A 16172-nucleotide genomic window follows, 5' to 3' on the forward strand; every position below is an offset into this window, starting at 1 on the left:
CGTTTCTACCTCAGTTTCAGGGTGGCAAGACCGACCAGCACGAGAATCACGGTGATGATCCAGAATCGGACGATCACACGCGGCTCAGGCCAGCCCTTGAGTTCAAAGTGGTGGTGGATCGGCGCCATGCGGAACACGCGGCGCCCGGTCAATTTGAAGGAAGCCACCTGGATGACCACCGACAGGGTTTCCATCACGAACACACCGCCCATGATGAACAGCACGATTTCCTGGCGAACGATCACCGCGATGGTGCCCAGGGCCGCGCCCAGCGCCAGTGCGCCGACATCGCCCATGAACACTTGCGCGGGATAGGTGTTGAACCACAGGAAGCCCAGCCCGGCACCGATCAGCGCGCCGCAGAACACGATCAGTTCACCGGCGCCCGGCACATACGGGATCAGCAGGTATTCAGCGAATTTCACGTTACCCGACAGGTAGCAGAAGATGCCGAGCGCGCCGCCTACCATCACCGTCGGCATGATCGCCAGGCCGTCGAGGCCGTCGGTCAGGTTCACCGCGTTGCTGGAGCCGACGATGACGAAGTAGGTCAGCACCACGAAGCCGATGCCCAGCGGAATGCTCGCATCCTTGAGCATCGGGATGATCAAGGTGGTCTCGACCGCGCTTGGAGCCGTCATGTAGAGGAAGATCGCGGCGGCCAGGCCGAACACCGACTGCCAGAAATACTTCCAGCGGCTTGGCAGCCCCTTGGAGTTTTTCTCGATCACTTTGCGATAGTCATCGACCCAGCCGATGGCGCCGAACAACAAGGTCACCAACAGCACCACCCACACGTAGCGGTTGTACAGGTCGGCCCAGAGCAAGGTGCTGATGCCGATGGACGACAGAATCAGCGCGCCGCCCATGGTCGGGGTGCCGGATTTGGACAGGTGCGACTGCGGGCCGTCATTGCGAACCGATTGACCAATTTGCAGGCTCTGCAGGGTGCGGATCATCCACGGCCCTAGGAACAGCGACAGAGACAGCGCGGTCAGCACGCCCAGAATCCCGCGCAGGGTCAGGTACTGGAAGACCGCGAAGCCTTTGTGGAACTGTTGCAGATACTCAGCCAGCAGCAGCAGCATTAATGTTTCTCCGTACTTGAGCCACACAAGGCCACGACGACGTTTTCCATCACCGCGCTGCGCGATCCCTTGATCAAAATGGTTGTGTGTTTGTCTTGTTCGCCCGCACGCAGCGCCTGGATCAACTCGGCCTGGGTGGCGAAATGCCGCGCACCGGGGCCGAAGGCATTGACGGCATGAGCCATGTTCGGGCCGACGGCGTAGAGCGCGTCGACTTTGCCGCTGGCGTAAGCGCCGACTTCCCGATGGGACTGTTCGGCCCAATCGCCCAGTTCGGCGATATCGCCCAGCACCAGCACCTTGCGCCCGTCGAAACCCTTGAGCAGGTCGATGGCGGCGCAGACCGAGGACTGGTTGGCGTTGTAAGTGTCATCGATCACGCGCATGCCGTTACTGGCCAATTGCGCGACGGTACGGCCCTTGACCGGTTGCACCGCGCCCAGGCCGGTGGCGATGCCAAACAGCGACACGCCCAGGGCATAAGCCGCAGCCGCGGCCGCCAAGGCATTGGCGATGTTATGGTTGCCCAGCAGGTTCAACTGCACATGCTGCTCGCCTTGCGGCGAATGCAAGGTAAAGGACGGGCAACCACGGGCGTCGACCGCGATGTTCGACGCGTGGAAATCGGCCGCTGCATTCAGCACGGCGAACGTCAGCACCTTGCGACCGGCGGCGCGTACACGCCAGGTCTCGAAGGCCTTGTCGTCAAGATTCAACACGGCTATGCCCGAGGCATCGAGGCCTTCGAGGATTTCGCCCTTGGCTTCGACGATTTTTTCCGGGCCGCCGAACTCGCCGACGTGGGCAGTCCCGGCGTTGTTGATAATTGCCGCGTGAGGCTTGGTCAGCGCCACGGTGTAGGCAATTTCGCCAATACGCGAAGCGCCCAGCTCGATCACGGCCGCCGTGTGTTCCGGGGCCAGTTCGAGCAGGGTCAGCGGTGCGCCGAAATCGTTGTTCAGGTTGCCACGGGTGGCCAGCACCGGCCCGCGCGTGCGCAGGACACCGGCGAGCAGTTCCTTGACCGTGGTCTTGCCGCTGGAGCCGGTGATCGCGGCCACCGGCTTGGTGAACGCCGCACGGTTCAGCGCACCCAGTTGGCCCAAGGCCAGGCGCGTGTCGGCCACCAGCAATTGCGGCAGGGTGGAGTCCGCCACTTCGCGCTGCACCAGGGCACCGACCGCGCCTTTGGCGGCGACCTCATTCAGGTAGTCATGGCCGTCGAAACGCGGACCGGCCAGGGCAACAAACAGTTGGCCCGGCTTGATCGCACGGCTATCGATACTGACGCCATTGAAACTGCAATCATCCGACAGCATGCGCGCCGAGAGGGCCTGGGTCAGCTCGCTGAATTTCATCGCTTTAAGCATGGGCGACCTCCCAGGCGGTCAAGGCATGATCGGCCTCGACCAGATCGGAGAAAGCGTGGCGTTCGCCGTTGATTTCCTGGTAGTCCTCGTGACCTTTACCAGCCAGTACCACGACATCGTCGACGCTGGCGCTGGCGATCAATTGGGCAATGGCCGCGCCGCGACCGGCAATGAAGCTGGCTTTGGATGGGTCTTTGAAGCCGACGCGGATATCGTCGAAAATCTGGCTCGGGTCTTCGCTGCGCGGGTTGTCGTCGGTGACGAGCACGCCATCGGCCAGACGCTCGACAATCTCGGCCATCAATGGACGCTTGCCGCGATCGCGATCACCGCCACAGCCGAACAGGCACAGCAACTTGCCCTTGGCGTGTGGGCGCAGGGCCAGCAGGACTTTTTCCAGTGCGTCCGGGGTGTGGGCGTAATCGACCACCACCAGCGGCTGCGAACCGCCGCCCAGACGTTGCATGCGACCGGCCGGGCCTTCCAGCTTCGGCAGCACGCGCAGGATTTCATCGAGCGCGTAATCCAGGCCGAGTAGCGCACCGATCGCCGCGAGGACGTTGCTCAGGTTGAAACGACCCAGCAAGGTGCTGCGCAAATGGTGCTCGCCCTGCGGCGTCACCAACGTGGCGCGCACGCCCTCGTCATTGAATTGGGCTTCGCGGCAGTACAGATAGGCGCGGGAGTCTTCCAGGCTGTAGCTGATCAGGCGCGCTTCGCTGTCTTGGGCAGCCAGCTCGCGGCCGAACGCGTCATCCAGGTTCACCACGCGGCACTTCAGGTCGTTCCAGGCAAACAGCTTGGCCTTCTCGGCGGCGTAGGCTTGCATGGTGCCGTGGTAGTCCAGGTGATCGCGGGACAGGTTGGTCATCACCGCCACATCGAAAGCCAGCGCGGCAACGCGGCCCTGGTGCAAACCGTGGGACGACACTTCCATGGCAACCGCCTTGGCACCGGCCTTTTTCAGGTCGGCCAGGGTCGCTTGCACGGCGATCGGGTTCGGCGTGGTGTGCAGGCCGCTTTGCAGCGCGCCATAGAAACCGGTGCCCAGGGTGCCGACGATGCCGCAGTGCTGGCCCAACAGGTCAAGCGCCTGGGCGACCAGTTGGGTCACGCTGGTCTTGCCGTTGGTGCCGGTCACGCCAATCAGGTTCAGGTGGCGGCTCGGATCGCCGTAGAAACGCCCGGCGATGTCCGACAGTTGCGCGGCCAGGCCTTTGACCGGAATCAACGGCACGTCGGTGATCGGCAGCACGGTGGCACCGTCCACTTCATACGCCACGGCGGCGGCACCGCGTTGCAGGGCATCGGCGATGTGCGCGCGGCCATCGTATTTGCCGCCAGGCACCGCCAGGAACAGGTCCCCGGCGCGTACATTACGACTGTCCAGCGTCAGCTCGCGGATCAGCAGATCGCGACCGGCATGGGCAAAAATCTTGTTCAGGCTAAGAGACATCAGCCGCGCCCTCCATTGGCTTTTACCGCGGCGGCCGGTGGTCCGGCGTTCGCTTGTTGGGTCGGCGGCAGGTTGTCCGGCGTGATGTTCATCAGGCGCAGGGTGCCGGACATCACTTTGCTGAACACCGGCGCCGACACCAGGCCACCGAAGTAGCCCGCTTTACTCGGTTCATCGATCACGACGACGATGGCGTAGCGCGGGTCGCTCATCGGGCCGAAACCGGCGAACAGCGAGCGATAGGAGTTCTCGGCATAGCCTTTGGTGCCGACCGAGGTCTTGCGCGCAGTACCCGACTTGCCGGCCACGTGATACGCCGGCACCTGGGCGCGGAATACGCCGCGCGGTGCTTCGATCACTTGTTGCAGCATGCCTTGCATGGTCTTGGCGACGCTTTCCGGAATCACCTGGGTCGCTTTCGGCGCTTCGTCGACGTGGATAAGGCTCAAAGGAACCATCCGACCGTTATTGGCCAATACAGAGAAAGCGTGGGCCAGTTGGATCGCGGTCACCGACAGGCCATAGCCGTAGGACAGCGTGGCGGTCTCGGCTTTTTTCCAGTCGCGGTAGTTCGGCAGGTTGCCCACGCGCTCACCCGGGAAGTCCAGGCCGGTGGGTTGGCCCAGGCCGATCTTTTGCGCCAGGTGGTAGATGGTTTCGCCGCCGATATCGAAGGCGACCTTACTCATGCCCACGTTACTGGAGTTGATCAGGATACCTGTCAGATCCAACACCGGGCCTTCGGTACGCGACACGTCACGAATGGTGTATTTGCCCAACTGCAGGGTGCCGGGGTAGACCTCGACCTTGTCGCTGGGCTTCCAGCGCCCGGTTTCCAGGGCGGCACTCATGGAGATGGCTTTCATGGTCGAACCCGGCTCGAACACGTCGATCATCGCGCGGTTGCGCATCATCGCCGGTTGCAGGTTGCGACGGTTGTTCGGGTTGTAGGTCGGCTGGTTGACCATGGCGAGGATCTCGCCGGTCTTCACGTCCATGATCACCAGGCTGCCGGCCTTCGCGCCGTTCTCGATGATCGCGTTACGCAGCTCGCGGTTGGCCAGGTATTGCAGGCGCAGGTCAATCGACAACGCCAAGGGCTTGCCGGCCTTGGCGTTTTTGGTGACTTGGACGTCTTTGATCAGTCTGCCGCGCCGATCCTTGATGACCTGTCGCTTGCCGGGCACGCCGGCCAGCCATTCATCGTAGGCCAGCTCAACCCCTTCGCGACCATGGTCGTCGATGTCGGTAAAGCCAACCATGTGCGCGGTGGTTTCACCGGCCGGGTAGAAACGGCGGAATTCCTCGATGCCGTAGACACCGGGGACCTTGAGGTCGAGCACTTGCTGGCCCTGTTCGGGGGTGAGGCCGCGAACCAGGTAGATGAATTCTTTATTGGCCTGGGCTTCCAGGCGCTCGGCCAGGGCTTTCGGGTCCTGACCCAACGCGGCAGCCAGTTGTGGCCACCTGTCCTTGGCCACCTGCAATTCCTTGGCGTTGGCCCACAGCGTGGTCACCGGCGTACTGACGGCCAGGGGCTCGCCGTTACGGTCGGTGATCAGGCCGCGGTGTGCAGGAATCGGAATATGTCGCAGGCTACGGGCATCGCCCTGGCCGATCAGGAAGTCGCGGTCGACCACCTGCAGGTCGATGATCCGCCAGGTGATGGCGCCGACCATCAAGGCCAGCAAGCCAAGCATCAGGCGGAAGCGCCACGGGTAAAGTGCGCCTTCGAGTTTCATCATGGCGCCACCATTCGAACTTCGGCCGCGCCTGGGATGTGCATCTTCAGCTGTTCGGTGGCCAGTATTTCGATGCGGCTGTGGGCGGTCCAGGTGCTTTGCTCGAGGATCAACCGGCCCCACTCCGCCTGCGCTTTATCACGCACACTCAATTCGCCGTACAGGGTATTGAGCAGTTGGCGGTTGTAATGGGCGCTGTAGGACACCGCAATCGCGGACACCAGCACGCCGATAAACAGCAACAACATAAAGAAGCTGCCGCCCGGGAGGGGCTTGGCGAAGAGCCTGCTCACCGCAACTTCTCCGCGACGCGCATGACGGCGCTACGGGAGCGTGGGTTGGCCTTGAGTTCAGCTTCGGAAGCGAACTGCGCCTTGCCATGGATTTTGATTTTCGGCACGAAGGCTTCGAAACGCACCGGCAGGTTGCGTGGCAGGTTGTCGGATTCACCCTTGACCAGGCGACGCATGAACAGTTTGACGATGCGGTCTTCCAGGGAGTGGAAGCTGATCACCACCAGGCGCCCGCCCACTTCCAAGGCTTCCAGCGCGGCTTCGAGGCCGGCTTCCAGATCGCCCAATTCATTGTTGACGTGAATACGCAGGCCCTGGAACGCACGGGTCGCCGGGTTCTTGCCCTTTTCCCAGGCAGGGTTGGCGACTTTCAGCACTTCAGCCAGATCGGCGGTGCGCTCGAACGGCTGGATTTCGCGGCGCTCGACCACGGCGCGCGCCATGCGGCCGGCGAAGCGTTCTTCGCCGTATTCCTTGAACACACGGGCGATTTCTTCCACCGGCGCGGTGGCGATGAACTGGGCGGCACTGACACCACGGGTGGGGTCCATACGCATATCCAGCGGGCCGTCGTTCATGAAACTGAAACCGCGCTCCGGGTCATCGAGCTGCGGCGAGGACACGCCCAGGTCGAGCAAAACCCCGGCCACCTTGCCTGCCATGCCGCGCTCGGCGACTTCGGCACCCAGCTCGGCAAAGCTGCGTTGTACAACGACAAAGCGGCCGTCTTCGGCCGCTAGCGCTTGCCCGGTGGCAATCGCCTGGGGGTCTTTGTCGAACCCGAGGAGTTTACCGTCGGGCCCGAGCTGGCTGAGTATCAACCGGCTGTGCCCGCCCCTGCCGAAGGTACCATCCAGATAGCAGCCATCCGCGCGTACGGCGAGAGCCTCAACGGCTTCGTCAAGCAGTACGGTGATGTGGTTAAAGCCGCTATCAATAGTCACAAGATCAAATCACGCAGTTCATCAGGCATGGCGCCCGGTTGTTGAATAGCAGCCAGGTCAGCTGCAGAAACAGCATCCCAGGCATCTTCGTCCCACAATTGGAACTTGTTCAGTTGGCCCACCAGCATTGCGCGCTTGTCGAGCTTGGCGTACTCGCGCAGACGCGGGGGCACCAGGAAACGACCACTGCCATCGAGTTCGAGGTCGACGGCATTACCGATCAGCAAACGCTGCAGACGGCGGTTTTCTTCACGCAATGAAGGCAAGGCACGCAGTTTGGTTTCAATCAACTCCCACTCATCGAGGGGGTAAACGCATAAACAAGGGTCAACGGCATCGATCGTGATGATTAACTGCCCGGAACTTCGCGAAATCAGCTCGTCACGATACCGGCTCGGCATAGCGAGACGGCCTTTTGCATCGAGACTGATAGCGTTAGCTCCGCGAAACACAGATGCGTTTCTCCAAATTTTAGCGCTTTACGTTCAAAAAACCCACTTTGTGCCACTTTCCGCCACTTGCGCACACTATAGGAATGCGCCCACCACACCGTCAAGGCGCGGATTCAAGGAAAAGCCTTACAGAACGGAGATTTAGGAGCGCAAGAGGAGGAGAAATCAGAGTTCAGCGGTATTTTTGGCTCAATAAGAACAAATAGCTCAAAGAGCTATGCTTCAAAGTTAAAGTAATTTATTAAGAGTAAGATTTTTTTGGTATTACCAAGATGCATCTGCCAATGATTTGGCAGGGAGGGATTCTTGCGTTACTACCGGGTTTCTGCACGAGATTCGGACAGAAGGAAAAAAGGTGGAGAGTCGATCTATAAGCCGGGTTCTGTCTTGAACAGTCATTCGTCTACGATGGCCATCACTGGACATCTTTAGCAACCTACCCGGTCCCAGCGCGGGCCACGCCTTGGGACCCTATTTGGTCTTGCTCCAAGTGGGGTTTACCTAGCCACGAACTGTTGCCAGACGTGCGGTGCGCTCTTACCGCACCTTTTCACCCTTACCGGCACCGAAGTGCTTAGGCGGTTATTTTCTGTGGCACTTTCCGTAGGCTCACGCCTCCCAGGCATTACCTGGCACTTCGCCCTATGGAGCCCGGACTTTCCTCCCCCCCCTAATTTTCATAGAGGGCAGCGACTGTCCAATCGACTCTCCGCCGCGCAGGTTAACGGCACGACGGAGTTAGGACAAGTATTAAAAGTGCAGCAATGCCATCACGTTCAGACGGAATACCGGTTTAACCCCGGAACTATTCGGCTTTCTGTTTATCCAGCGCGGCCTGATACAACACATTTTTGCGCACTCCGGTGATTTCCGCCGCCAGCGCCGCCGCTCGCTTAAGGGGCATTTCCTTGAGCAGCAGATCCAAGACGCGCATGGCTTCGCCACCGACGGCGTCTTCATTTTCCGGCGCCGTCCAACCCGCCACCAGCACCACGCACTCACCACGCTGCTGATTGCTGTCACCTTCGACAAACGCGCGCAGCTCTTCCAGCGGCAGCCCCTTGAGCGTCTCGAAGGTCTTGGTCAGCTCGCGGGCCAGCAGCGCCAGACGCTCGCCACCGAACACCAGCTCCATATCCTGCAGGCATTCGAGAATACGATGCGGGGCTTCATAGAAGATCAGCGTGCGCGGTTCTTCCTTAAGCGCCTGAAGACGTGCGCGACGCCCCACCGCCTTGGCCGGCAGGAAACCTTCGAAGATGAAACGATCCGATGGCAACCCCGCGGCGGATAACGCCGCAATCAACGCGCATGCGCCCGGAACCGGCACAACATTGATACCCGCGGCACGCGCCTGACGGACTAGGTGGTAACCGGGATCGGAAATCAGCGGGGTACCGGCATCGGAAATCAGCGCCACATCGTCACCGGCCAGCAGGCGCGTGATAAAACGGCTGCCTTCTTCGCGCTCGTTATGTTCGTGGCAGGCCGCCAATGGCGTACTGATGCCGAAATGCTGCATCAAGCGCTGGGAGTGCCGAGTGTCTTCCGCAGCGATCAATTTAACGTCGCGCAACACTTTAAGCGCCCGGGCGCTGATGTCGTCCAGGTTGCCAATGGGCGTCGCCACGACAAAAAGCGAGCCTGCAGTGGAATTCAAAGGACCTGGAGCAGTCAAAACGCACACCTCGATGGTTGGCAAAAGCCACATTGTAGCGCGTCGACGCCGTGGAAATATGCCATCGAGATGGATGCCGTTTCAGCCGTCGGTCGGCCCTAGCCACCCAAACGCAACATTTGCACCACCTAAATTCACGGTTTCACGCCAGTAACATCGCGCCTGGGCCAGTGCTTGGGTACAATTCCACGCTAATTTGATCGGTATCAGGAACACTTACATGATCCCTTGCCTGCGGCTGCTCTCCGCCCTCTGCCTCGCTGCCTTGCTGGGCGCCTGTGCCAGCTCGCCCTCGTCCCGCCTTGGCGACCTGCCACGGACCCCGGATGCCAGTATCGAGCAACTGCTCGAACAGGCGACTACCGCCAACACGCCCGAAAAAGCTGCGTTGCTGCGCCTGAGCGCGGCTGACATGGCCTACCACCAGAACAACGCTGGCCGCTCGTCGCAGATTCTTGCGCAGGTGCCGCTGGATGCTCTCAAGCCCGCCGCGCAGGTGTTCGCCAACACCCTGGCCGCCGAACTGGCCATGACGCGCAACCAGCCCAAGGCCGCGCTGGCGGCGTTGAACCACCCCAGCCTGCAGAACCTGAAGGAGCTGCCGGCCGAACAGCAGGTCCGCACCGGCACCGTACATGCACGCGCCTATGAAGCCGACGGCCAGACCCTGGCCGCCGCTCGCGAGCGCGTGACCATGGCGCCACTGCTGACCGGCGACGCTGCCAAGAGCAACCATGAAGCCATCTGGGCGCTGATTGCCGCGCTGCCGGCCGAACAGCTGCAAGCCAGCGGCAACCCGACGCTCGACGGCTGGATCACCCTGGCCCAGGCGGTCAAGGGCGCCGGCACGCTGGAGCAACAGCAAGCCGCCATTGACACCTGGCGTGCGCAGAACCCGGGCCATCCGGCCGCCGTGCAACTGCCGACGCCGTTGACCAAACTCAAGGAACTGGCGAGCCAGCCGCTGAACAAGATCGCCCTGCTGCTGCCGCAGGAGGGTCCACTGGCCAACGTGGCCAAGGCCCTGCGCGAAGGCTTCATGGCCGCGCATTACCAGGCTGAACAAGCCGGGCAGAAGCCGCCGGTCATCGAGTTCTATGACAGCTCGCGCCTGACCTCCCTCGACGACTTCTACGCCAAGGCCAAGGCTGCCGGCGTGCAATTGGTCGTCGGGCCGCTGGAAAAGCCGCTGGTCAAACAGCTCAGCGCGCGCCCGCAATTGCCGATTACCACCCTGGCGTTGAACTACAGCGAGACCGATCAAAACCCGGCGCAGTTGTTCCAGTTCGGCCTGGCGGCTGAAGACGAAGCTCGCGAAGTCTCGCGCCGCGCCCGTGCCGACGGCCTGCACCGCGCCGCTGCGATGGTGCCCCGTGGCGAATGGGGTGAGCGTGTCTACAAGGCCTTCCGCCAGGACTGGGAAGCCAACGGCGGCACCGTTGTCGGCGTCGAGTACGTCGACCAGCCGGTCGCCCTCGCCCAGCAGATTGCCGATCTGTTCCAACTGCGTAAAAGCGAAGGCCGTGCCAAGAGCCTGCAAAGCGCCGTCGGCACCGACGTCGCCGCACAACCTTCGCGTCGCCAGGACATCGAGTTCATCTTCCTGGCCGTCACCCCGCAACTGGCCCAGCAGATCAAGCCGACCCTGAACTTCCAGTACGCCGGCGACGTGCCGGTGTATGCGACGTCTCACGTGTTCAGCGCCAGCGGCGACAAGAACCAGTACCTGGACATGACCAACGTGATGTTCTGCGAAACCCCTTGGCTGCTCAACACCACCGACCCGCTGCGCAACCAGGTCGCTGCACAATGGCCGCAAGCCAATGGCAGCCTTGGCCGCCTGTACGCGATGGGCGTCGATGCCTACCGCCTGGCGCCACGCGTGGGCCAACTCAAGGCATTGCCGGATACGCGCATTGACGGCCTCTCGGGCAACCTGGGCATCAGCGCCCACCAGCGCGTTGACCGCCAGATGCCGTGGGCGAAGTTCGTCGGCGGCGAGATCCAGCGTCTGCCCGATACCCCACGCTGATGCCCGAGCGGTCCAGCGCAAAAAGCGGCAAGGATGCCGAACTTCAAGCGCTTGAGTATCTTCGACAACAGGGTCTGCGCCTTCTGGCGCAGAACTGGTTGTGTAAACGCGGCGAGCTTGATCTGGTCATGCTTGACGGCGATACAGTAGTATTCGTCGAAGTCCGCTACAGAAAACACGCACAATGGGGTGGCGCGCTCGCCAGTATCGACGGGCGCAAGCGTCAGAAGCTGATACTCGCCGCGCAGTTTTTCCTGCTCAAGGAGCATCGCTGGGCTGACTCCCCCTGCCGTTTCGATGTGGTTGCCATTGAAAGCACACCGTCTGGCAAAGCTGATTTGAACTGGCTCAAAGATGCCTTCGACAGCTGATTCGCCGGACATCTTCACCACACACTTTTGCTCTTTGCTTTGCGGGCTGCACATTCCTGTGCCAAATAGCCGCGCTACTTAAGGTCACACAGATGGACATGCAATCCCGAATTCGCCAGCTTTTCCAGGCCAGCATCGACACCAAGCAACAGGCGATGGACGTACTTGCACCGCACATCGAGCAAGCCAGTCAGGTCATGGTCAATGCCTTGCTCAACGAGGGCAAAATGCTTTCGTGCGGCAACGGCGGCTCGGCCGGCGATGCCCAGCATTTCTCGTCCGAGTTGCTCAACCGCTTCGAGCGCGAGCGTCCGAGCTTGCCGGCCATTGCCTTGACCACCGATTCGTCGACGATCACCTCGATCGCCAACGACTATAGCTACAACGAAATCTTCTCCAAACAGATCCGCGCCCTGGGGCAACCGGGTGACGTGCTACTGGCGATTTCCACCAGCGGCAACTCGGCGAATATTATTCAGGCGATCCAGGCCGCACATGATCGCGAAATGATTGTCGTAGCATTGACTGGTCGCGACGGCGGCGGCATGGCCTCGCTGTTGCTGCCCGAGGACGTGGAGATTCGCGTCCCGGCCAATGTCACCGCACGTATTCAGGAAGTCCACCTGCTGACGATCCACTGCCTGTGCGATCTGATCGACAGCCAACTGTTCGGGAGTGAAGAATGACCGTTAAACGCCTCAGCCTATTGGCGATTGCGCTGTGCCTCGGCATCAGCGGCTGCAGCACGGCAATCACCGCGACACGTGACACCCCCATCCAGGACGACAAGGGCACCCGCACCTTCGGCAGCAAGATTGACGACTCGTTGATCGAAACCAAGGTCGAGGTCAACGTCGCCAAGGCCGCTACGGACCTGGGCAATGGCGCGTCGCGCATCGTCGTGACCAGCTTCAACGGCGTGGTACTGCTCGCCGGCCAAACGCCACGTGCCGAACTCAAGGCCCAGGCCGAACAAGCCGCCTCGGCCGTGCAGCGGGTCAAGAAGGTCCACAACGAATTGCAGGTAATGGACCCAATCACCCTGCTGGCCATCAGCAACGATGCGCTACTGACCACCAAGATCAAGGCGCAGATGCTGACCGACAACGCCATTCCCGGTTCACGCATCAAAGTCGTCACCGACAACGGCATCGTTTACCTGATGGGCCTGCTGACCCAGGCGGAAGCGACCCGTGCGGCGAACTTGGTACAGGGCGTGTCCGGCGTACAGAAGATCGTGAAGGTGTTCGAGTACATCGATTGATGTAACCGACGGCCACAAAAAAGGGCGCCGTGCATTGATTGCACGGCGCCCTTTTTATTGGCTGCAGATTACTGGTATTGCGAGTACGGGTTGCCCTGGAACTGGTTGTTCTGCTGCGGCGCCTGTTGCTGGGCGCCCGGCTGGCCATACTGCTGGCCTGGGATTGGGCCCAGGTTCACTTCTACACGACGGTTCTGCGCGCGACCGTTGACGTCGGCATTGCTGGCGATCGGATTATCCGGACCGGCACCACGAGCGCTCAGGTTGGCAGCGCTGACGCCTTGGGAGGTCAGATAGTTGGCCACGCTCTGCGCACGACGCTGGGACAGGTCCATGTTCAACTGGCGGCTGCCGGTGCTATCGGTGTAACCCACGATCTGGATGGTGTTCTGGCTGAACTGCTTGAGCGAGTTGGCCAGGTTGTTCAGCGGCGTATAGAAGCTGCTGGCGATCGCGTCCGAGTTGGTGGCGAAGGTGATGTTGCCCGGCATGATCAACTTGATCTGATCGCCCTGGCGCTGAACCTCAACCCCGGTATTGGCCATGCTTTCGCGCAGTTTCTTTTCCTGCTGGTCGGCGTAGTAGCCATAACCCGCCGCACCTGCACCCGCGACGACGGCACCGATCAGTGCGCCCTTGCCACGGTTGTTATGGTCGATGGCTGCACCGGCCAACGCACCGGCCAGAGCGCCGAGGCCGCCGTACTTGACGGTCTTGCTCATGCCACCGGATTCATTACTCGCCTGTCCCTGGCTGCTACCGTCATACGGATTGGGTGAAGCACAGCCAGATAACATGGCTACGGCAGTAGCGACAACGAGCAGACGACGCGGAGTGAACATGGAGAAGCTCCTACTTTTGCACTCTGGGTGCAGAGGATATGGACAATGGATCTTTGCCGGGTTTTGAACGCGACAAACGGTAAAAATTCCGTGGACGTATCTTAACCTGTAACAAAAAACGCAGGACTATCGTCGCGGCACAAACCGTAGCAGACACACGCTGAACACACGCTGAGTTTTTTGCTACAGGGCTTGACCGCCCAAGCTGCAATCATGCGCGCACAAAGGGGTTCTCGCGCATCTCGTCACCGAGTCGCGTCTCCGGCCCGTGACCGGTCACCACCGTCGCCGCTTCATCCAGCGTATACAGGCGCTGCTTGATCGAGCGCACAATCGCCGCTTGGTCCCCGCCCCACAAATCCGTGCGGCCTACGCCCCGGCGAAACAACGTATCCCCGGCGATCAGCAGCTTGGCATCGGCAAACCAGAAACTCATCGACCCCGGCGTGTGCCCCGGCGTATGCAATGCGACACCGCAACCGCAAGCCAGCTCTTCATCGTCGGCCAGCCAACGGTCCGGCGACGGCACCGGCGTATAGGGCACGCCAAACGTCTGGCACTGCATCTCCAGGTTATCCCAGAGGAACTGGTCGGCCTTGTGCAAATGCAGGGTCGCGCCGGTCTTCTCCTTCAACTGGCCGGACGCCAGGAAGTGATCCAGGTGGGCGTGGGTGTGAATGATGCTCACCACCTTGAGGCCCAGCGCCTCGAGCCGCGCCAGAATCAGCTCGTGATTGCCGCCGGGGTCGACCACGATGGCTTTTTTACTGATGGGGTCGCCGATGATGGTGCAGTTGCACTGCAAAGGGCCGACGGGGAAGGTTTCACGGATAAGCAAGGGCTTTGCGGCTTCCATGGGTGTTCCTGTAAAGTTAATGGCACAATTTTGGCACAGTGCGAAAAGCGATGGCGACGTTTAGGAAGAAAGGCCCCCACCAATGGCACGCACAGATCAGACGTAAAGGGTGGCCCCAACAGACACGTACATTCAATACCCAGCTCGAAGCAAAAACCTGGGCGACCATGATTGAGCGTGAAATGGATGCAGGTGTGTTCATTAGTCGCAACGAAGCGGAAGCAACCTCCTTCGCCAGCGCTCTGGAGTTGTACGCCAGGGAAGTGACAAGCAAAAAGCGCAGCGGCGCCTCTGAACTGTCACGGATTCAAGCCATGCAACGACATCCTCTGGCCCTTCGCTCGCTTGCCAGCATTCGTGGCTCCGACATGGCGAGTTACCGCGATACTCGCCTTGAGGAGGGTCTTGCTCCAGCCACCGTGCGACGCGAACTCGCGTTGATCTCTCATGTTTTCACCATCGCCCGTAAAGAATGGCGGATGGAATCACTAAGCAACCCTGTGGAGCTTATTCGCCAACCAAGCGTTGATGATGCCCGGGAGCGAAGAATCCTCAGTGCAGATGTGTGGTCCATTAAGGATGGAAAGCCAGTGTGCGAGCACGTTGACGAGCTGGAAATGATTCACCGCTATTCCCGCTCCACCGAACTCCCAATGATCACGAGCTTCGCGGTAGAGACGGCCATGCGTCGAAGCGAAATCACAGGTTTGCTGCGCGTTAACGTTAACTTGGATAAGCGAGTTGCACTGCTGCCAATTACCAAAAACGGATCTTCACGGGGAGTTCCCCTATCTAGCGAAGCAGTGAAAATCCTAAAGACGCTCCCTAATCGCGACGACGGGCGTTTTTTCAGAAGTAGACCAGACACTGTTACCAAAGCATTTGCAGATGCTCTGACAGATGCAAGGGCAGCCTATGAGATGGGGTTGAGGCAAAATTTACGGTCCCAGAAGCTCTCGCAAGACCAGATAGACAAACGTATAAATGGTGATGTCTTTCTGATGTCGCTACGCTTCCACGATTTGCGCCACGAGGCCACCTCGAGGCTAGCAGACATTTTCCCGCTTCATGAGCTAAGCAAAATTACTGGCCATCAGGATACAAGAATGCTGATGAGGTACTACCACCCAAGCATAGAAAGTCTTGCAAAGAAGCTAAGCTAAATCTCAAAAATTAAAAACTAAGGATCGGTAAATGCACATAACAGAGATAGGGATTAGAAATTTCAGAAACTTTGAATCAGCCAAATTCAAATTCACAAAAAATACTGTGAATACGCTGATAGGTGAAAACGCCTCAGGAAAGACAAATCTATTTTATGCCATGCGGTTAGTACTGGACGAGAATTTACCATTAAGCGCCCGTCAATTAACCAATTCGGACTTTTACAGAGGCATCGGCTCCCCAAATGGCCATTGGATAATTATAGCGTTCAAATTCGCAGGACTGGGGAGTTCTGACGAAGACTTAGTCCTTGCCAATCACAGCCTCCTATCCGGCCACGACGACTTAGAAGGGACATACACCTTTATTTATCGTCCCAAAAAATCTGTCCGAACCAGATTATATGAAATAACAAAAGACAATCTAGACCCAGACATCAGAAAAGAAAAAGCGACAGATTACTTAAAGTCAATAAGCATCGATAGAGAATATTACGAGATAGCGGCATTCACGCGAACAACTGTAGATATGTCATCAAATCAAATCTATAATAATTTCGCGGGAAACTTTGAAGAGTCTATATTCCCTAATCCAGAAGATGAGGATTCGACACTAAATGG

General features: G+C 59.7%; 16 protein-coding genes and 1 other RNA gene. 6 read left to right on the top strand and 11 right to left on the bottom strand.

The features are described from left to right. Positions 1-5: 5 nt before the first annotated feature. The 9 genes from mraY to rsmI all read right to left on the bottom strand — a co-directional run bounded on the left by mraY (position 6) and on the right by rsmI (position 9056). Entirely contained in the window at positions 6-1088 is a 1083-nt protein-coding gene (mraY, locus tag INT12_RS11105) for a phospho-N-acetylmuramoyl-pentapeptide-transferase (protein ID WP_017845930.1), read from the bottom strand. Further along, entirely contained in the window at positions 1088-2458 is a 1371-nt protein-coding gene (locus INT12_RS11110) for a UDP-N-acetylmuramoyl-tripeptide--D-alanyl-D-alanine ligase (protein ID WP_193039975.1), read from the bottom strand. Before INT12_RS11110 ends, mraY begins: the two co-directional genes overlap by 1 nt. Beyond that, positions 2451-3914, bottom strand: a complete 1464-nt coding sequence (locus tag INT12_RS11115) for a UDP-N-acetylmuramoyl-L-alanyl-D-glutamate--2,6-diaminopimelate ligase (RefSeq protein WP_017845932.1) — start codon at positions 3912-3914, stop codon at positions 2451-2453. Before INT12_RS11115 ends, INT12_RS11110 begins: the two co-directional genes overlap by 8 nt. Next, the gene (locus INT12_RS11120; protein ID WP_017845933.1) at positions 3914-5656 is read right to left on the bottom strand and encodes a peptidoglycan D,D-transpeptidase FtsI family protein; all 1743 of its coding nucleotides are present in this window, start codon (positions 5654-5656) and stop codon (positions 3914-3916) included. The genes INT12_RS11115 and INT12_RS11120 overlap by 1 nt, the downstream gene beginning before the upstream one ends. Beyond that, positions 5656-5949: a cell division protein FtsL gene (gene ftsL, locus INT12_RS11125; protein WP_017845934.1), complete on the bottom strand. Its 294-nt coding sequence runs from the start codon at positions 5947-5949 to the stop codon at positions 5656-5658. Before ftsL ends, INT12_RS11120 begins: the two co-directional genes overlap by 1 nt. Then, positions 5946-6893, bottom strand: a complete 948-nt coding sequence (gene rsmH, locus INT12_RS11130; RefSeq protein ID WP_010213048.1) for a 16S rRNA (cytosine(1402)-N(4))-methyltransferase RsmH — start codon at positions 6891-6893, stop codon at positions 5946-5948. Before rsmH ends, ftsL begins: the two co-directional genes overlap by 4 nt. Continuing rightward, positions 6890-7345: a division/cell wall cluster transcriptional repressor MraZ gene (mraZ, locus tag INT12_RS11135; RefSeq protein WP_003171868.1), complete on the bottom strand. Its 456-nt coding sequence runs from the start codon at positions 7343-7345 to the stop codon at positions 6890-6892. Before mraZ ends, rsmH begins: the two co-directional genes overlap by 4 nt. Positions 7346-7700: 355 nt before the next feature. Continuing rightward, an RNA gene (gene rnpB, locus INT12_RS11140) (RNase P RNA component class A) lies at positions 7701-8054 on the bottom strand. A gap of 96 nt (positions 8055-8150) precedes the next feature. Continuing rightward, positions 8151-9056 (bottom strand): 16S rRNA (cytidine(1402)-2'-O)-methyltransferase, encoded by a 906-nt coding sequence (gene rsmI, locus INT12_RS11145; RefSeq protein WP_162231502.1) that lies wholly within the window; start codon positions 9054-9056, stop codon positions 8151-8153. A gap of 187 nt (positions 9057-9243) precedes the next feature. Between rsmI and INT12_RS11150 the strand changes: the two genes are divergently transcribed. The 4 genes from INT12_RS11150 to INT12_RS11165 all read left to right on the top strand — a co-directional run bounded on the left by INT12_RS11150 (position 9244) and on the right by INT12_RS11165 (position 12690). Then, positions 9244-11055, top strand: coding sequence for a penicillin-binding protein activator (locus INT12_RS11150; RefSeq protein ID WP_193039974.1), 1812 nt, complete (start codon positions 9244-9246; stop codon positions 11053-11055). Beyond that, positions 11055-11426: a YraN family protein gene (locus tag INT12_RS11155; RefSeq protein WP_193039973.1), complete on the top strand. Its 372-nt coding sequence runs from the start codon at positions 11055-11057 to the stop codon at positions 11424-11426. The genes INT12_RS11150 and INT12_RS11155 overlap by 1 nt, the downstream gene beginning before the upstream one ends. Before the next feature lie 92 nt (positions 11427-11518). Beyond that, complete coding sequence (locus tag INT12_RS11160) at positions 11519-12112, top strand: phosphoheptose isomerase (RefSeq protein ID WP_003171862.1); 594 nt, start codon at positions 11519-11521, stop codon at positions 12110-12112. Continuing rightward, entirely contained in the window at positions 12109-12690 is a 582-nt protein-coding gene (locus INT12_RS11165) for a BON domain-containing protein (RefSeq protein ID WP_017845939.1), read from the top strand. Before INT12_RS11160 ends, INT12_RS11165 begins: the two co-directional genes overlap by 4 nt. A 68-nt stretch (positions 12691-12758) precedes the next feature. Here the strand turns inward: INT12_RS11165 and INT12_RS11170 are convergent, their stop codons facing one another. Continuing rightward, the gene (locus INT12_RS11170; RefSeq protein ID WP_026139898.1) at positions 12759-13532 is read right to left on the bottom strand and encodes an OmpA family lipoprotein; all 774 of its coding nucleotides are present in this window, start codon (positions 13530-13532) and stop codon (positions 12759-12761) included. 211 nt (positions 13533-13743) lie between these two features. Then, positions 13744-14388, bottom strand: a complete 645-nt coding sequence (locus INT12_RS11175; RefSeq protein ID WP_169885245.1) for an MBL fold metallo-hydrolase — start codon at positions 14386-14388, stop codon at positions 13744-13746. 167 nt (positions 14389-14555) lie between these two features. Here INT12_RS11175 and INT12_RS11180 point away from each other — a divergent pair, with 167 nt between their 5' ends. Both INT12_RS11180 and INT12_RS11185 read left to right on the top strand, forming a co-directional pair. Further along, positions 14556-15551, top strand: coding sequence for a tyrosine-type recombinase/integrase (locus tag INT12_RS11180; RefSeq protein WP_226926140.1), 996 nt, complete (start codon positions 14556-14558; stop codon positions 15549-15551). 31 nt (positions 15552-15582) lie between these two features. Continuing rightward, the coding region (locus INT12_RS11185; protein WP_193058849.1) for an AAA family ATPase at positions 15583-16172 on the top strand (590 nt) is incomplete at its 3' end.

The organism is Pseudomonas sp. K8 (genome assembly GCF_014889455.1).
Classification (GTDB): Bacteria; Pseudomonadota; Gammaproteobacteria; order Pseudomonadales; family Pseudomonadaceae; genus Aquipseudomonas; species Aquipseudomonas veronii.

Coding starts and splice junctions, on each gene's coding strand:
- INT12_RS11165 (WP_017845939.1), top strand. CDS start 12,109: ATGACCGTTAAACGCCTCAGCCTATTGGCGATTGCGCTGTGCCTCGGC.
- INT12_RS11175 (WP_169885245.1), bottom strand. CDS start 14,388: ATGGAAGCCGCAAAGCCCTTGCTTATCCGTGAAACCTTCCCCGTCGGC.
- INT12_RS11110 (WP_193039975.1), bottom strand. CDS start 2,458: ATGCTTAAAGCGATGAAATTCAGCGAGCTGACCCAGGCCCTCTCGGCG.
- INT12_RS11120 (WP_017845933.1), bottom strand. CDS start 5,656: ATGAAACTCGAAGGCGCACTTTACCCGTGGCGCTTCCGCCTGATGCTT.
- INT12_RS11160 (WP_003171862.1), top strand. CDS start 11,519: ATGGACATGCAATCCCGAATTCGCCAGCTTTTCCAGGCCAGCATCGAC.
- INT12_RS11115 (WP_017845932.1), bottom strand. CDS start 3,914: ATGTCTCTTAGCCTGAACAAGATTTTTGCCCATGCCGGTCGCGATCTG.
- INT12_RS11180 (WP_226926140.1), top strand. CDS start 14,556: ATGATTGAGCGTGAAATGGATGCAGGTGTGTTCATTAGTCGCAACGAA.
- INT12_RS11155 (WP_193039973.1), top strand. CDS start 11,055: ATGCCCGAGCGGTCCAGCGCAAAAAGCGGCAAGGATGCCGAACTTCAA.
- INT12_RS11170 (WP_026139898.1), bottom strand. CDS start 13,532: ATGTTCACTCCGCGTCGTCTGCTCGTTGTCGCTACTGCCGTAGCCATG.
- INT12_RS11150 (WP_193039974.1), top strand. CDS start 9,244: ATGATCCCTTGCCTGCGGCTGCTCTCCGCCCTCTGCCTCGCTGCCTTG.
- mraY (WP_017845930.1), bottom strand. CDS start 1,088: ATGCTGCTGCTGCTGGCTGAGTATCTGCAACAGTTCCACAAAGGCTTC.
- rsmI (WP_162231502.1), bottom strand. CDS start 9,056: ATGTGGCTTTTGCCAACCATCGAGGTGTGCGTTTTGACTGCTCCAGGT.